The sequence below is a fragment of the Streptomyces zagrosensis genome, assembly GCF_014203645.1.
GTDB classification, from domain to species: domain Bacteria; phylum Actinomycetota; class Actinomycetes; order Streptomycetales; family Streptomycetaceae; genus Streptomyces; species Streptomyces zagrosensis.
The window spans coordinates 1-17,057 of sequence record NZ_JACHJL010000026.1; the positions used below are offsets into that span (position 1 = coordinate 1).

General features: G+C 69.2%; 11 protein-coding genes. 5 read left to right on the plus strand and 6 right to left on the minus strand.

The annotated features are described in order from the left end of the window. On the plus strand, positions 1 to 5,835 hold a 5,835-nt coding region (locus FHS42_RS32195; RefSeq protein ID WP_184579104.1), incomplete at its 5' end, for a non-ribosomal peptide synthetase. Continuing rightward, a complete protein-coding gene (locus FHS42_RS32200) occupies positions 5,835 to 6,062 on the plus strand; it encodes an MbtH family protein (protein ID WP_281392913.1) in 228 nt (75 codons plus the stop codon). The genes FHS42_RS32195 and FHS42_RS32200, both read left to right, overlap by 1 nt. A gap of 85 nt (positions 6,063 to 6,147) precedes the next feature. Here the strand turns inward: FHS42_RS32200 and FHS42_RS32205 are convergent, their stop codons facing one another. The 4 genes from FHS42_RS32205 to FHS42_RS32220 all read right to left on the minus strand — a co-directional run bounded on the left by FHS42_RS32205 (position 6,148) and on the right by FHS42_RS32220 (position 10,364). Continuing rightward, positions 6,148 to 7,356, minus strand: coding sequence for a lysophospholipid acyltransferase family protein (locus tag FHS42_RS32205; protein ID WP_312867133.1), 1,209 nt, complete (start codon positions 7,354 to 7,356; stop codon positions 6,148 to 6,150). Between the two features lie 38 nt (positions 7,357 to 7,394). After that, positions 7,395 to 8,165 (minus strand): GNAT family N-acetyltransferase, encoded by a 771-nt coding sequence (locus FHS42_RS32210; RefSeq protein ID WP_184579107.1) that lies wholly within the window; start codon positions 8,163 to 8,165, stop codon positions 7,395 to 7,397. A gap of 464 nt (positions 8,166 to 8,629) precedes the next feature. Next, positions 8,630 to 9,793, minus strand: a complete 1,164-nt coding sequence (locus FHS42_RS32215; RefSeq protein ID WP_184579110.1) for an isoaspartyl peptidase/L-asparaginase family protein — start codon at positions 9,791 to 9,793, stop codon at positions 8,630 to 8,632. Positions 9,794 to 10,040: 247 nt separating this feature from the next. Then, on the minus strand, positions 10,041 to 10,364 hold the full coding sequence (locus FHS42_RS32220; protein ID WP_184579111.1) for an SGNH/GDSL hydrolase family protein: 324 nt from the start codon (positions 10,362 to 10,364) through the stop codon (positions 10,041 to 10,043). A 256-nt stretch (positions 10,365 to 10,620) separates the two neighbouring features. Here FHS42_RS32220 and FHS42_RS39445 point away from each other — a divergent pair, with 256 nt between their 5' ends. Together FHS42_RS39445 and FHS42_RS32230 are read left to right on the plus strand one after the other, a co-directional pair. Next, a complete protein-coding gene (locus FHS42_RS39445) occupies positions 10,621 to 11,181 on the plus strand; it encodes a hypothetical protein (protein WP_446696889.1) in 561 nt (186 codons plus the stop codon). Beyond that, positions 11,178 to 13,820: an HAD-IC family P-type ATPase gene (locus FHS42_RS32230; protein WP_184579113.1), complete on the plus strand. Its 2,643-nt coding sequence runs from the start codon at positions 11,178 to 11,180 to the stop codon at positions 13,818 to 13,820. Before FHS42_RS39445 ends, FHS42_RS32230 begins: the two co-directional genes overlap by 4 nt. 213 nt (positions 13,821 to 14,033) lie before the next feature. On the opposite strand, the gene snpA is transcribed toward FHS42_RS32230, so the two are convergent. Beyond that, on the minus strand, positions 14,034 to 14,714 hold the full coding sequence (gene snpA / locus FHS42_RS32235; protein WP_184579115.1) for a snapalysin: 681 nt from the start codon (positions 14,712 to 14,714) through the stop codon (positions 14,034 to 14,036). 320 nt (positions 14,715 to 15,034) lie between these two features. Then, positions 15,035 to 16,228 (minus strand): MFS transporter, encoded by a 1,194-nt coding sequence (locus FHS42_RS32240; protein WP_184579117.1) that lies wholly within the window; start codon positions 16,226 to 16,228, stop codon positions 15,035 to 15,037. A 53-nt stretch (positions 16,229 to 16,281) separates the two neighbouring features. Between FHS42_RS32240 and FHS42_RS32245 the strand changes: the two genes are divergently transcribed. Further along, positions 16,282 to 17,031: an AraC family transcriptional regulator gene (locus tag FHS42_RS32245; RefSeq protein WP_184579119.1), complete on the plus strand. Its 750-nt coding sequence runs from the start codon at positions 16,282 to 16,284 to the stop codon at positions 17,029 to 17,031. The last annotated feature ends 26 nt before the right edge of the window (positions 17,032 to 17,057 follow it).

The window sequence follows — 17,057 nt, forward strand, 5'->3', positions numbered from 1 at the left end:
GACCTCGCCCGCTGGAACCACGACGGCCAACTCCACTACCTCGGCCGCACCGACACCCAAGTCAAAATCCGCGGCTTCCGCATCGAACTCGGCGAAGTCCAAGCCGCCCTCACCGCACAACCCGACGTCGCCCACGCCATCGTCACCACCTACCAAAGCGACGCGGGCGACACACAATTGGTCGGCTACGTCGTACCGGCCGAGCCTGCGACGTTCGCACCCGCCAGGGCGCGCGAGGCACTGCGCCAGCAGCTGCCTGGCTATATGGTTCCGGCCAGCGTGCTCGCCATCGACACCCTTCCCCTGACACACAACGGCAAGATCGATTACCAGGCGCTGCCCGCACCCGAGCACCACGCGGACTCGGAGGACGGGCGCGGGCCGCGCACGCCGCAGGAGGAGATCCTGTGCGCCCTGTTCGCCGCAGCCCTGGGCCTGTCGGCCGTCAGCATCGACGACAACTTCTTCGACCTCGGCGGCCACTCCCTCCTTGCCACCAAGCTGACCAGCCGCATCCGCGCCACCTTGGGTGTCGAGATCCCGCTACGGACCCTGTTCGCCGCTCCGTCCGTCGCCGGACTCGCCGAGCAGATCGCCGGCCTGGACGAGACCACACCGCCCCGGCAGGCCCTCGCGCCGGCCGCCAGGCCCGAGCGGCTGCCGCTGTCCTACGCACAGCAGCGACTGTGGTTCCTACACAAGTTGGAGGGCCCGTCCGCCACGTACAACATGCCCTTCGCCCTGCGGCTGAGCGGACACGTGGACCATCGGGCGCTCGAAGCGGCGCTGCATGACGTCATCGCGCGGCACGAGACGCTGCGTACCACGTTCCCCGAGCTGGACGGCGCGCCCTACCAGCACATTGTGGCGCCCGAAGAGGCGCGGATCGACCTGCCCTTGCGACGGGTTGAGCAGAGCGAGTTGGCGGTGGTACTGACGGAGGTGGCGCGCTTCGCGTTCGATCTGTCGGCGCAGATCCCGCTGCGTGCCTGGCTTGTGGAGACCGGCCCCACCGAGTCGGTGCTGATGCTGGTGCTGCACCACATCGCGGGCGATGGCTGGTCGGTCGCCCCGCTGGCCCAGGACCTGGCCACCGCGTACACCGCCCGGCACTCGGGTGCGCAGCCGGCGTGGAGCGCGCTGCCGGTGCAGTACGCGGATTACACCCTGTGGCAGCACGAACTCCTCGGCGACCCGAGCGATCCCAAGAGCCTGTTCGCGCAGCAGTACGCGTACTGGGAGCGGCAGTTGGCCGAGCTGCCCGAGCAGGTCACGGTGCCCACCGACCGCCCGCGCCCGGCCGTCATCTCCTACGCCGGTGACGCCGCGCACTTCCGCCTGGATGCCGAGCTCCATCGGGCGGTCAGCGACCTGGCCCGGGCCTCCGGCGCCACCGTGTACATGGTCCTCCAGGCGTCCATGGCCGCGCTGCTCACCCGGCTCGGCGCGGGCACCGACATCCCCGTGGGCAGCGGTGTGGCCGGCCGCACCGATGAGAAGCTGGGCGAGTTGATCGGCCTCTTCGTCAACACCTTGGTCATGCGGACGGACACCGCGGGCGATCCGGCGTTCGCCGAGTTGCTCGCCCGGGTCCGCGAGAGCGCGCTGGCCGCCTACACCCACCAGGACGTTCCGTTCGACACGCTGGTGGAGCGGCTCAACCCGCAGCGCTCCACCGCGTACCACCCCATGTTCCAGATCGCGCTGGTGCTCCAAAACAACGAAGAGGCGCACTTCGACCTGCCGGAACTGCGGGTCACGGCCGAGCACGCGGATACTGGCACGGCCCGCTACGACATGCTGCTCAGCGTCTCGGAGAGCTTCCGTGACCGGGTCGAGCCGAACGGCGTGGACATCACCGTCGAGTACGCCACCGCGCTGTACGACCGGGGGACGGTCGAGGCGTTCATCGCCCGCTGGGCCCGCTTGATGCGGGCGCTGGTCGCCGATCCCGCGCTGCGCATCGGCAGCCCTGACCTACTGAGCCCGGCCGAGCGCGAACGGCTCATCGACGCGTACGGTCAAGGCCGCCAGGGCAGCCGGGCCCTGGCCGAGCAGACACTGCCCGATCTCTTCCAGGCACAGGTCGATCGATCGCCCGGGGCGGCGGCGGTGTCGGACGGTTCGACCAGCTGGTCGTATGCGGAGCTGAACGCGCGGGCGAACCAGATCGCGCACTGGCTCATCGGCCGCGGCATTGGCCCCGAGCAGCTCGTCGGCGTCGCCCTGCCGCGCTCGGCTGAACAGATCGCGGTCATCTTCGGGGTGCTGAAGGCGGGCGCCGCGTATCTGCCCATCGACCCGGCTTACCCGGCCGACCGCATCGGCTATATGACCGCCGACGCGCGGCCCGCGCTCCTGCTCACCAACACCGAAACGGCCCCGAGCCTGCCCCGCGAGCTGGTGGCGGACCTGGTGCTCATCGACGCCGTCGAGACGTTGGATGCGTGGCGGGCGGCGGCCGACACCGATCCGGTGACCGCACTGGTTCCCGCGCATCCGGCGTACGTCATCTACACATCAGGCTCCACCGGGCGGCCCAAGGGCGTCGCCGTCACCCATACCGGCTTCGCGGCGCTGCGCGCCACGCACACCCAGCGCTGTGCGCCGGCCGTCGGCTGCCGGGTGCTCCAGTTCGCCTCACCGAGCTTCGACGCCGCGGTGTGGGAGCTGGTCATGGCCCTCACTAGTGGTGGGACGCTGGTCATTCCCGAGCAACATCGGCTAGCTGGCGAAGAGTTGGCGCACACGCTGGCGGAGCAGCGGATCACCCACGCCACGCTGCCGCCCTCGGTGCTGGCCACGCTCCCCGCGCCGAGCGCGGCCAGCCTCACCGGGCTGCGGGTGCTCACGCTGGCGGGCGAGGCGCTGCCACCTCACCTGGCCGAGCTGTGGGCCCCGGGCCGTACGCTCATCAACGCCTACGGGCCGACCGAGACCACCATCTGCGCCGCCACCAGCGGCCCACTCACCGACGAACGGGTCCCGATCGGTACGCCGACCGTCGATACCGGGCTCTATGTGCTGGACGGGGCGCTGCGTCCCATGCCGGTCAACACGCCCGGCGAACTGTATGCGGCGGGCCCGAGCCTGGCCCGTGGCTATCTGGGCCGCGCAGGGCTGACCGCGCGCCGTTTCGTCGCCAACCCGTACGGCCCGCCCGGCTCCCGGATGTACCGCACCGGGGACCTCGCCCGCTGGACCAGCGGCGGGGAGTTGGAGTACCTCGGCCGCACCGACGCCCAGGTGAAGGTGCGCGGCTTCCGCATCGAGCCGGGCGAGGTCGAAGCGGCGCTGGTGGCGCACCCCGACGTGGCCCAGGCCGTGGTCACCACGCATCGGCCCGGTGACGGCGATGCCCGGCTCATCGCCTATGTGGTGCCCGCCGCCGATCTCACGGCGGGTGACGACCAGGTCGAGGAGTGGCGAAACATCTACGACACCGTCTACAGCGAGCCCACCGAAGCGGATCTCGGCAGCGACTTCCACGGGTGGAACAGCTCTTACACGGGACAACCCATCCCGCTGGCCGACATGGAGGAATGGCGGCGGGCCACCGTCGCCCTCATTCGGGAGAGCGGCCCCCGCCAGCTGTTGGAGATCGGCGCAGGGTCGGGGCTGCTGTTGGCGCCGCTTGCGCCGACCGTGGAGGCGTACTGGGCCACCGACCTGTCCCACAGCGCGGCCCGCAACCTCGCCGCGCGAACTCAGCAGAAGGGTTGGCGACACGTCCAGGTCCGCTGCCAGCCCGCCGACGACTTCACCGGAATTCCCACCGGCTCCTTCGACACGATCGTCGTGAACTCCGTCAGCCAATACTTCCCCAACCAGCGCTATCTGACCGCGGTCATCGATCAGGCCCTCGCACATCTAGCACCCGGTGGGCATCTGATCGTCGGCGACGTCCGCCACTACGGTCTGCACCGAACCTTCCACAACGCCATCCACGCCCTCGCCGCTCCGCACACCGCGGCGCTACAGCACAGCACACAGCAGTCGCTCATCAACGAGGAAGAACTCCTGGTAGATCCCGCCTACTTCACCGCGTACGCCGAACGCCACCCCGACGTCTGCGGCGCCGACGTTCGGCTCAAGCACGGCACCGCGCACAACGAGCTGACCCGCCACCGCTACGACGCCATCATCCACAAGAGCCCCGCCCAACCCACCGTGCTCGACGGCGTGCCTGCCCGCCCCTGGACGTACGCGAGTTTGCGCGACTTCACCGAGCGGTACGCGCTCGACCCGCAGGCGGGGCCCGTACGTCTGACCCGCATCCCCAACGCACGCCTCACCGCGGAGACCGCGGCCCTAGCTGCCGCGCAGCGCAACGCGCCCATCGAGGAGATCCGGGCCCTCCTGCGCGCCGAGTACCCGGGCGAAGCGGCGGCCGTCGATCCGCAGGCCCTGCACGAGTGGGCCGCGGGCCACGGCATGCAGGCCCGCACCACCTGGAACGACACCGCACCCGACGCATTCGACGCGGTTCTCATCCCAGCCCACCGCACCGGCGCCGGCTACACCGGTACCTACACCCCCGCCCGCACCCACCGGCCACAGGCCACCCTCACCAACTCCCCCACGACCACCCACGCCACCGCACGCCTCACGACCACACTCCGCGAGCACCTCGCCCGCCACCTCCCCGCGCACATGCTCCCGAGCGCCATCACCCCCGTCACCGACATCCCCCTCACCCCCAACGGAAAGATCAACTACTCGGCGCTGCCCCTCCCCGACCACACCCCCCGCACCAACGGCCGGCCGCCGCGTACCCCACGGGAAGAAGTCCTGTGCACCCTGTACGCGCAGACCCTGGGCCTGCCCGCCGTCACCATCGATGACAACTTCTTCGACCTCGGCGGCCACTCCTTGCTCGCCACCAAGCTGATCAGCACCATCCGCACGGTTCTTGGCCTCGACATCCCCCTGCGCGTCCTGTTCGCGAACCCCACCATCGCCCAGGTCAGCGCCCATCTCACCGGTGACGGGGACTCGGACAGCGCGCTTGAGGTGTTGCTTCCGCTACGCACCGGAGGCAAGCTGCCACCGCTGTTTTGTGTGCACGCGGGCAACGGCATGTGCTGGACGTACGCGGCTTTGCTGCCGCATCTGAGTCCGGACTTCCCGGTGTACGGGCTTCAGTCACACGGTCTGGCGCACCCCGATGAGCTGCGGCAGAGCATGGAGGAGATCGCCGAAGACTGCATCGAGGCGATGCAGCGGGTCCAGCCGCAAGGCCCTTACCATCTGCTCGGCCACTCCTTCGGCGGCACGTTGGCCCACGTCATGGCGACGCTGCTGGAACAGCGCGGCGAGCGCGTGGAGTTGATCGTCTCGTTGGACTCGGAGCCCTCCCGGCCCATCACCGAGGAGGAGAGGGCGGCGATTGCGGACACCGGGCGGATGTACGCCGGGATGCTGGAACTCCTGGGCGTGGACCCGCGCGACATCCCGGCCGCATCGCTCACCTACGAGCAGTTCACGACGGTGGCCAGGACCACGAGCACGGTCCTTGGCAGCATGTCCGAGAAGGAGTTCGCGGCGATGATGGCGCTGCTCCAGACCAACGGCCAGGTCAGCACGGGCTACCGGCACGAAAGGGCGGCCACCAACATGCTGCTCTTCGCGGCCTCCGACAAGGAGGGCCCGCTCCTGACGGCGGACCTGTGGCGCCCGTACATCGACGGCGAGATCACCCACCACACCGTCACCTGCAAGCACAACACCATCGTCACCCCCGACACCCTGCGAGAACTCGGCCCTGTCATCGAGGCGCGGCTGCGGCAGGCCATCGGCGACACCACCACCCACCCAGAAGGCGAGAACCACTGATGTCGAACCCCTTCGAGGACACCGAGAACGGCACCTATCTGGTGCTGGTCAACGACGAGGGTCAGCACTCCCTATGGCCCGAGTTCGCCGACGTGCCGGCGGGCTGGAAGATCGCGCACCCGGCCGACACCCATCAGGCGTGCATCGCCTACATCGAGGAGAACTGGACCGACCTACGGCCCCGCAGCCTGGTCGAGGCCATGAACAAGGCGACCACGACCGCCTGACCGTCACTGTGGGCGGGGGACGCGCCCGGGCACGGTCCCCCGCCCACAGCACCGCACGATAGGTCAGCGGCGCAAGCATCCACCGCTAGCGAGCAACGGCCCCTTCCTCGGTGGCCGCGGCGCGCAGCCGCCGGCGCGCAGCCAACGGACCGCGCCAGGAGCCGGCCGGGCTCGCCGCGCTCGCAACGCCGGCTGAAGAGTTCGGGTCGCGCACCACGCCCGTATCGCGTACCGCACCGACGGGGGCCAGCAGATCACGCCCGCAGGCCGCGCCCCGCACACCCGTCGCGTCGGCATCGACCGGCAAGGTAGCGGCAACCGGCGACGTGGTGGCAACCGGGCCGCCGTCGCGCACCGCTTCCCGGGCCAGCGCGGCCAACTCCCTGCGGTCGCTTGCGGCCGACGACGGGATCGGCGGGTGTGCCTGAACGCGCACCGTGAGCCCGTCCGCGCTCATGACCCGGCGCAGCGAGCTGCCGAAGTCATCATCGCCGACGAACGCGGCCACCGTACTCAGGGCGTGGTGTTGGAAGTAGCCGAGGGTCACCGGGCGTACGGGCGCTCCCGCATCGATTGCGGCTTGAAAGGTTGCCCGGCGAAAGCCGCCGGTCGTGCCCGCACACCAGGTGGCGCCCTGTGGGAAGACCATGACCGAGCGCCCGGAGCGCAGCAGTTCGGCGATCTCGCTCACCGTCTGGGGCAGTGCCCGCATGCCGTCCCGGTCGATGAAGCGGGTACCGGCCCGCTGGGTCAGGGTGCCGATCACCGGCCAGTTGCCCACCTCCCGCTTGGCGAGCATGGTCACCGGCTCCACGGCGAGCAGGGCCATCACATCGAGCCAGGAGATGTGGTTCGCCACGATCAACGTTCCCGTCCCGGCCCGCCACGCGTCGTGCGAAGCGCCCACGTCCGGGTTCAGGTTCGGGCTCAGGTTCGGGCTCAAATTCGTGAGATGCGGATTCGGGTCGTACGAGGAGCCAGCGGGCGGCTCGTGTGCGGGGGCCGCGCCGGTGGTGTGCGAGATAGCGGCCGGGTGCGGAATCGGAGCGTACGGGAGGGTGACCGGGGCAGGCACACCGTACGGCGCTGCCTTGGCCCCCAGCACGCTGAGCGGTCCACCGTGGTACTCCAAGCGGATGCCGAGCGCATCCAGGACACCCCGCGCGCACGCTTGCACGTTCGCCGGGTCGGCCAGGGCCTCACTCGTCCCCAGTGCACTGACCAAACGGCGAGCGAAGGCCACCGAGCGGCGAGCGGCACGCGGCACGGTGACCCGGGCGGCGGCGTGCGCCACACAGCGTTGGTCGCAGGGTGAGGTGGGGGCCCAAGCGTTCACTGGGCTTCGCCGAGGAAGTAGCGGCGGTAGCGGTCGTTCATCCGCTCGGTGTCCAGGACGACGAAGAAGTCGGCGTCATCGAAGTCTCGCTCGTGGTGGGGGGCGCCGCACATCCACGCGCCGACGCGCAGGTAGCCGCGTAGCAACGGCGGCAAGGTGGCATAGCTGGGCTGAGCGTCCGGCGACGGTGACGGCGACAGCGACGGTGACCAGGGCACACGCGGCTGGACCCGCAGCTCCGGCGGTGCCGCGTGCCGAGTCGTGCCGAGCAACCAGGCGTTGCTGGCAGCCTGGCCGCCATCGGCGAGCGGTACGGAGGCGCAGCCCGCGAGGTAGCGGTGGCCCGAGAGCAGTACGTAGCGGGCGAGCCCGGCCCACATCAGGTTGATCACCGCGCCGGACCGGTGGTCCTGGTGCACGCAGGCGCGGCCCGCTTCGACCAGGGAGGAGCGGACGTCCAGCGGCAGTCCGCGCAGGTCGAACTCGCCCTCCGAGAAGAGCCGGTTCCCGCGCCCCGGCGGCAGCAACCGGTAGGTGCCGACCACCTCGCCGGTGGCCCTGTCGCTCACGATGAGGTGGTCCATCACGGCGTCGAACTCGTCCACGTCGAGCCCGGTGGCCGACGACTGCAACGTGGCCCCCTTCTCCTCGCCGAACACCTGGTAGCGCAGGCGCTGCGCGGCCTCGATCTGCTGCGGCGTGTCCGCTATGGCAGTGATGTACGAGTTGGTGGCCGCCGTTACGGTGGACGTCGAGAGCGTAGGCATTTCTGGTCTCCGTTCAGGGGGAATTCAGCAGCGTCGTCGGTCTCGGTCGGTAATTGTTTGCTGCCCGGCTATTTGTTGTTGTTTCATGCGTCGATAGAATGCCCAGCTCGCCGGCGACCCGAGTTTCGGTCTTGGGTAGGAATCTCGCTGACGTTCGCTAGTATTCCCAACGCCGCGAAAGTCGTAGTGTCCGTGCGGTTATTCCCGTGCTGCCAGATGATGACGAAGACGAAACGCGAAGGGCCGCACCTCGCCATCGGCGAGATGCGGCCCTTGCGCTCCTTGGGGAGCGAATCGCTTCACGGTATCGTCGGGGCATCCCCTCCATACGCCCAGGTGCGGGCCCTGGAGAGCGGGCCAGGGCCCGAAGTTCAGGGAAACGACCTCAGCGGGCCGATGGACGCATTAGGGCCCGAGGTCCCCATTGCTGGGGAAATGTCACCGGTTCCCTTCCTGGAGAACTCTCATTCGTTGGCCGGGGATTCGCTGGGGAATATTTTGGTAATGATCTTCCCGTCGCCTGTGAGGTAGCCGTACAACATCCCCGGGCTGCTGTGCGGCGCGTCGAATACTCCCTCGCCATCCAGGGCTATGACACCGCCATCGCCGCCGAGTTGGGGCAGTTGCTTGACCAACACCCGGTATGCGGCTTGGGCCACATCGAGATCGCCGTACTCCATGAGGTGGGAGATGGTCGCGGTCGCGGCGCCCCGGATGAACACCTCGCCGTGCCCGGTGGCGCTGGCCGCGACGGTGCCGTTGTTCGCGTACGTACCGGCCCCGATGATCGGCGAGTCACCGACCCGGCCCGGCATCTTGTTGGTCATGCCGCCGGTCGAAGTGGCCGCGGCCAGGTTGTGGCGTCCATCGAGGGCGACGGCGCCGACCGTGCCCTTGGTCTGCTCGTCGTCGGACGCCGTGGCGCCCCCGCCTGGGCCCCGGGTGCCCTCGCCCGGAGCGCTCTTGGCGTTGCGGGCCTTCTCCTTGGCCGCCATGAGCTGGTCCCAGCGCTTCTGCGTCCAGTAGTAGTCCTGGGTGACGGTGGGCAGGCCGTTGCGGGCGGCGAAGTCATCGGCGCCCTCCCCCGCGAGCAGCACATGCCGGGTCTTCTCCATCACCAGGCGGGCCGCGGAGATGGGGTTGCGTACGCTACGCACCCCGGCTACGGCGCCCGCGGCCTGGTCGGAGCCGCGCATGATGGAGGCGTCCAATTCGTGCCCGGCATCCGCGGTGAACACCGCGCCCTTGCCGGCGTTGAACAGTTCGTTGTCCTCCAGCACACGCACGGAAGCCTCGACCGCCGCCACGCTGTCGCCTCCGCGGCGCAGCACCCGCTGCCCGGCGCGCAACGCATCGGTCAAGCCCTTGCGATAGGCCCGTTCTTGTTGCGGGCTGGTCGTGTCGGGATCGAGGGCTGTTCCGGCGCCGCCGTGCACGGCCAGCACGACATCGCGCGCATCGGGCCGCCCCGGTCCACCGCGCTCGGCAGGCCGCACGAACGTCTTGTGCGAGCTGGTCGAGCTCGACCCCGCACTGCTGGGCACGGCGGTGGTGAGCGAGGCCGTCAGCACGGTGGCCGCGGCGAACACGGTCCCCAGCCATATTCGCGAGTGGGATCGCAGACGCATTGATTGTCCTCTCGTCGCAGAACCGTTGCTCGTGGCGTGCGGCCCGGCGAACCCAGCCAAAACCAACGGCCGGCACCCGAGGACCCCACGGGTTTCCCTTCCAGCCATGCCCATCGCGGACACCGTTGTCCCCCCTGCCGGCTCGCGCATCCGCGCGGGGACGCGGAGGCGCGCCCGAAGGCGCCGCCGCTGCGCACGACAAGAGGGGCAGCACGAGGGCGCCGCGCGGATGGCGACGTGCCGCCGCTCAGCCGCTCGCCCGCGCCTCGACCTCCGGCACGCACTTGACCTGCGCCACCACACCCACCATGGCGGCCCGGCGGGGGTGGTAGGAGGCCGCCGCCAGCGGATCGATGTCCTCGCCCTGAGTCCACGCTTGGTCATGTGGCGTGCAGGCGTCGTGGCCACGTGAGATCGCGTAGGTGTCGATGTATCGGGCCCCGCCATCTCGGTCGGCCGCATCGGACATCGCGGTGTTCAGCACCCGCTCCACGGCGTCGAGCCAGCGCAGGTCGCCATCGGCGAAGGGCAGGACGTACGGGGGGTTCCGGCACCGTACGAGGAGCCCCATCTCACGGGAACGCCCGCTTCCCCCGCGGCCTCAACTATCCGATGGGGGCTCAATCGTGCGGGTTTTACGCCGATATTGGGCATGCCCGGCGAGGACGTGTCGCGCCCGGACGTGTGCCGCCCGAAGGCACACCATGGAGACACGGCAACAGACACGGCAACAGACACGGGACAGGAAGACGTCACCGATTCACACGTGGCACATGAGGACACACAACACCGTGCACCAAGAACGGGCTCTGTGCGAAGGCGCACCAGTGTACGAAGGCGTACCAGCCAAACAAGCCAGCCGAACGCCCCGAGCCAGCACGCCGGACGAAACGAACGCATCGGTCGAACGGAACACCCTGGGGTCGCGCCACCCGGCGGCGCTATCCAGCCCTCCGCGTCATGGCGCCACTGACGCCGTTCGGCCGGTGATGTCCGACATGAGTGAGAGCCTGTTCGATGAGTGTCGCAACGTGATCGTCATGGAGCGAGTAGAGCACCCTGCGGCCGTCACGAAGCCCGGCGACGAGACCGAGATGGCGCAGCATGCGCAGATGATTGGAGACCGTGTTCTGCTCCATGCCCACCTCAGCGGCCAGTTCCCCGACTGGACAGGGGGAATGGAGAAGACGATCCAGGATCTGTACACGTACGGGCGAGGCCAGCGCCTGCATGACCTCGGCTACGGCAAAAGCCTGCTCCTGAGAGATCAATTCGCCTGTATTCCCTGGTCCCATACCGCAAATGGTACCGGTAATCATGTGACTAGCCTGGTGGCTGATTTTCCCCACCTCAATACATCACGAGGTCATGATATTTTGAGCTCATGACTTCGCAGGATGAGTGCGCCGGCGCGGACACACTGCGCCTCAACATTGCCGACCTGCTGCCGGGCCCGCCTGCGCGTTGTGAACCCTGTGTCCAGCGCATCGTCATCTCGCTCGGGCAGAGCAAAGCCGTGGGCTCCGTACACCGGGCCCCCGACCGCACCGGCGGGGCCGGGACGGTGTGTGTGCACTTCGACGCCGCTGCCCTCGCCGTGGAAGACGTCCACCAGGCGGCACGCACCGCCAGCGACCACACCCGCCTCGACCACGGCACCAGCCGACACGGTGGCACTGATGCCGACAATGCCGGCGATGCCGGCGACCCAGCAGGCGGCTACGACGACGCGGAGGACGACACTCCGCAGGTCGCAGACCGCAGCCCCGGTCATGGGCATGGGCATGGGCATGTTCACAGCCATGACCACAGCCATGCACACGGGCTCGGTTTCCTCGGTGAGCACGCCGAGTTGGTCTTCGCGCTGCTGTCCGGGCTCGCCTATCTGACGGGGCTGTTGCTCGACCTCACCACCGAGGTCGCCGAGCCGATTCCCCTCTTCTGCTACCTCGCCGCCTACGCTTTCGGCGGCTTCTTCACCGTGCGCGAGGCGATCACCACCATCAGGGCGGGCCGGTTCGAGGTTGACTTCTTGATGCTGGTCGCGGCAGTCGGGGCCGCGGCGATCGGAAAGTGGGCGGAAGGGGCAGTCCTGCTGTTCCTGTTCAGCCTCGGGCACGCGCTGGAGGAGTACGCCATGGGGCGCGCCCGGCGCTCCATCGAGGCACTGGCCGAGCTCACCCCCAAAACCGCGCTGCTCCGCAGGGACGGCCGATCCAGTGAGGTTTTGGTGGAACACCTGGTGGTGGGCGACACGGTAGTGGTCAGACCACACGCCCTGGTGCCCGCCGACGGCATCGTGCGCAGTGGCAAGAGCGCCGTGAACCAGGCCGCGGTCACCGGCGAGAGCATGCCGGCGGACAAGGTGCCGGTCGATGACGTACGGACGGCGTTGCGCGACCCGGACGCGGTTGCGCGGGACAGCCGAGTCTTTGCGGGCACCGTCAACGGAGCAGGCGCGCTGGAGGTCACCGTCACCAGCCGGGCCCAGGACAACACGCTGGCCCGTGTGGTGGCCATGGTGCGCGATGCGGAGACCCGGCAGTCCCCGACGCAGGCGTTCACCGCACGCTTCCAGCGGGTCTTCGTGCCTGCGGTGATCGGCACCGTGGTCGCGTTGCTAGGCGCGGGGCTTGTGGTGGACGAACCGTTCTCGGCCTCGCTCTACCGCGCGATGGCCGTGCTTGTCGCTGCCAGCCCCTGCGCCCTGGCCATCGCCACCCCAGCCGCCGTGCTCAGCGCGGTGGGCCGGGCGGCCCGCAGCGGGGTGTTAATCAAGGGGGGTGGCCCGTTGGAGCAGTTGGGGAAGCTCACGGCGATCGCATTCGACAAGACGGGCACCCTCACCGAAGGCCAGCCACGGGTCACGGATGTGCTCCCGGCCCCCGGCGTACCCGAACGCGAGCTGCTGACCACCGCGCTAGCCGTGGAACGGCTCAGCGACCATCCGCTGGCCCAGGCGGTCGTGCGCGACCTGGCTCAGCGGCTCGGTGACGCGTCCGTGCCCACTGCCGAGGAGTTGCAGGCCATCGTCGGGCGCGGTGTGTTGGCCCGGGTCCATGGCGTGCCGGTGGCCATCGGCAGCACGTCCTTCTTCGCCCATGTGCGGGGGCCCGAGCCGCGAAAGCCCGAGGCACGGGGGCCTGGCGTACGGGTGGTGTGCGTGCGAGCAGCAAACGCAAAAAGAACAGAACACACAACAAGCACAGGAAACGCAGGAAACGCAGCACGCGAGGAAGGCCCAAGAGAGGCAAAAGTACCCGTAGAGCCCGTAGCACTTAAGAAACTCAAGGATCTTAAGGACCTCAAGCAAACAGAGAGAACCGAAGAAACCCTAAGTGCGAAAAAAGCGGAAGGGATTGCCGTGGCCGGGCCGCCGCTGCCTGCGGAAATCCGGGTGCAGGCCGAGCGGTTGGAATGCGCGGGGCGTACGACGATGGTCGTACGGCATGGCGGGTGCTATCTGGGAATCATCGGTGTGATGGACACCCCGCGCCCCGAGGCGGCAAGGGTCGTGGCCCAGCTCAGGGCGCTCGGCATCCGGCGGGCCGTGATGATCTCGGGGGACAATCAGCGGGTCGCCGACGCCGTCGCGGATCAGGTGGGTCTCGACGACGCCTGGGGGGACCTGCTGCCCGAGGGCAAGGTGGCCGCCATCGAGCGGCTGTGCGCTGATGAGCACCGTACGGCCATGATCGGCGACGGCGTCAACGACGCTCCGGCGATGGCCAGCGCCACGGTGGGCATCGCGATGGGAGCCGCGGGTTCCGCAGTGGCACTGGAGACCGCCGACATTGCCCTCATGTCGGACGGGCTTAGCAAGTTGCCGCTGGTCACCGGCCTCAGCCGGCGCACCAGCGCGGTCATCAAGCAGAACCTGCTGCTGAGCCTTGGCATCGTCGCGGTACTGGTGCCGGCCACGGTGCTCGGCCTTGGCATCGGTCCCGCGGTGCTGGTGCATGAGGGTTCCACGCTGCTCGTGGTCGCCAACGCCCTGCGGCTGCTGGGCTATCCGGAACACGTTTGACCTACCCGGCCCGGCCAGGCGGCGGCATGTCGGACCCAGCGGCCAGGCGCCCACATGTCGGGCCCGGCCAACCGGGCCCGGGCGATCAGGCCCAAGTGCCCAGGCACACCCGGCGACTAGGCCCAGGCAGCGGGGCACAGCAGTGGCGGCGGCCCAGCTCACCGCCGTGAGCCGAGCCGCCGCCGCCGCGTCAAACGGTCAAGGCGCTACGCGTTAGCGGACTGCCTTGAGGTACGAGCCCTTGTCGAAAGCGGTGAGGCCATTGGCCCACAACTGGTTGACCCGCGACTTCTCCTGCGCGTTGGGGTACGCGTTCGTGCAGGAGGTCCCCGGCCCACCGCCGGACATCAGCTCGCTGCACGGCCCCGAATAGCGGTCGGGCAGGCCAAGCACGTGTCCAGTCTCGTGGGCGGTGACGCGGGTGGAGTTGTACTGCTGGTTTTGCCGGTAGTCGAGGAAGATGTAGCCGCGACCATGGCCGTTGGTGCTGGCGTACGAGCCGCGGGAGTCATTGCCCTCGCGGTAATCGAAGTCGTAGCTTCCCGTGCCCTCGCGAAGCTGCACATTGCTGACTGAACTGTTCCAGATCTGGGTGCTACGGGCGATCTGCGACTTGAACGTGGGGGCGTTTCTCGCGCTGTACGTGACGGTGACGGCGGCGGCGCCGGTCTTGGCCTGCTTGGCCTTGGCCGACTTCATCACGGCTTCGAAGAACGCCTTTGTCTGGGCCTGGTTCTCGCCCGATCCGTTGTAAGCCGCGATGGTCGCGGCGGTGCTGACGTGAGTTTCCGCGGCCTTGGTGGATGAGGCCGATGCGGAAGCAGGCAGGGACGCGACCGCGGTGGCCAGACCGAGGCCGAGCGAAGCCGTCAGAAATATCTTGGAGCGCTGCATGTGGGGAACTCCATTTTCCGACCCGAAACACCGTCCGACCGCCCGGATAGCGGTGAAGGCGTTCCGGATACAGCTCAGTTGTGGTGCTGAGTCTCGGGGAGTTTCCCGGTTTCGTGGAGCATGTCACTTCCCGATAGCGTCAGGTAATGGTCCGCATAAGTGGCTCACACCGTTATGTTCCAGCTTCAACGGACAATACGGGACATGCACATGACACGAAGCGGCAGCATCGCGCTACGGGACGGCGCCGCGCGCTGACGAGGCCCACCGCCCGGCCATTGCCGCTGACTCGCCACCGCGGGCGCGCGGGTGCCCCCGGCTCACTCCGCGACCCGTGCCTTGGGCTCGACCCGCTTGCCCTCCATCGCGGCGGGTTCGGTCAGCGTGTACGACAGCGCCCAGCAGGCGATCGGCATCGCCACCAGCGCCGCCAGTGCCCAACGAAGCGAGGTCGCCTCGGCGAGGGCGCCGATCAGCGGGCTGGCGATGCCGCCAATGCTCACGGCGAGGCCCAGCGTGACGCCGCTGGCCGTGCCCACGCGGCGCGGGAGGTAGTCCTGCCCCAAGGTGACGTGCAGCGAGAACGGCACGTACAGCGCGACGGAGGTAAGCGCGATGCATCCGTACACCAGCGGCCCTGGCGCGAAGGGGATGCCCGCGACGGAGGGAATGGCCACCGCGTACGCCAGGCGCAGCGACCGCACCCGGCCCCAGCGTGCGGCGAGCCTGCCGCCGAGCAGCGTGCCGACCGCGCCGCCCCCGAAGAGGATGAACAGGGCCACGGCCCCGGCCGTGTCGCCGGCATCCAGGTGCTGCCGCACATAGAGCGAGATGAATGCGCTCAGCCCCACGTACACGATGGACCGACAAATCACGATCGCCGAGAGCCGCAGGAACAGCGGCCAGTCGTCTTCGCCGGCCCGCTCCTTGGTGCCGCCGGCGCCGAGTCCGCCGACCGAGCTTCGCGTCAGCATCAGCAGGGTGACCCCCAGGGCGGCGGGGATGATCAGCAGCGGTGTGGCGGACAGCCCGCCGAAGGCCAGCACGGGGGTGACGAAGAGGGGGGCGAGCGCCCAACCGACGTTGCCCCCGAGGGAAAACCAGCTCATGCCGACGTGGTTGCCGCCGGTGACGGCTCGCGCCATGCGGGCGGCCTCCGGGTGGTACGCGGCGACGCCGAGCCCGGAGACCGCGACCGCGATCCAGGTCAGCGTGTAGGACTCAACGAGCCCGCAGACCGCGATGCCCAGTCCGGCCGCCGCGATGCCGCCCGGTATCAACCACGGCATCGGCTTGCGGTCGGTGAGCGCCCCGAAGGCTGGTTGCACCACGGAGGACAGCAGGGTGGCGGCGAGCACGATGCCCGAAACCCCCACATAACCGTAGTGACGCTCGGACACCCAAAAGGGCACCAGCGCCAACACCGCGCCCTGATATATGTCATTGCAGGCGTGCGCCGCAGCGAGCAGGCCGATCGCCGACGGCCGACGGCCGGCGCGCAGGAGAGGTGTCATGTGACGATCATCGACGGGCGCAGCGTGGCCTGCTTCCGATAAAGTGACAACTGATGTCGAATATCCGCCACCGGCCGCGTGCCAACACCGCCGTGCGGCGGTTGCCGTCCGGCTTCGGTGTCGGGGCGCACCACCACGATGACCATCAGATCGTCTACGCCGGGCGCGGCGTGCTGTCTGTGACGACCGACGCGGGCAGTTGGGTCGCGCCGGCGACCAGTGCCCTGTGGATTCCGGCCGGAACGGTTCACGAGCCCCGCGCCTGCGGCGAGACGGACCTACACACGGTGGGGCTGCCCGCGACGGTGAACCCGCTGGGCCTTGACCGGCCCGCCGTGCTCGCGGTGGGGCCGCTGCTGCGCGAGCTGATCTTGGAGTACACCCGCGATCCGGCCGACCAGAGCCCGGAGCGGCGGCGGCTACTGGCCGTGCTGCTCGATCAGCTTCGCCACTCGCCCCAACGCCCCATCCATCTGCCCACCGGGCGCGATCCTCGGTTGGCGGCGGTGTGTGCGTTGCTCATGGACGACCCGGCCGATGGCCGGACGCTCACCACCCTTGGGGCAGCGGTCGGGGCGAGCGATCGGACGCTGGCCCGACTGTTCCGAGCGGAGATGGGCATGACGTTCCCACAGTGGCGCACCCAACTGCGGCTCCATCGCGCGCTGCTTCTGCTCGCCGAGGGAATGTCGGTGACCGCCGTGGCCCACCGCTGCGGCTGGGCGTCTGCGAGCGCCTTCATCGACACCTTTCGGCGGACCCTTGGCCACACACCGGGGGCCCGCACCCTGTCGCGCGCCTGAGCGCGGCACCGCCGGGAGCGAACGGG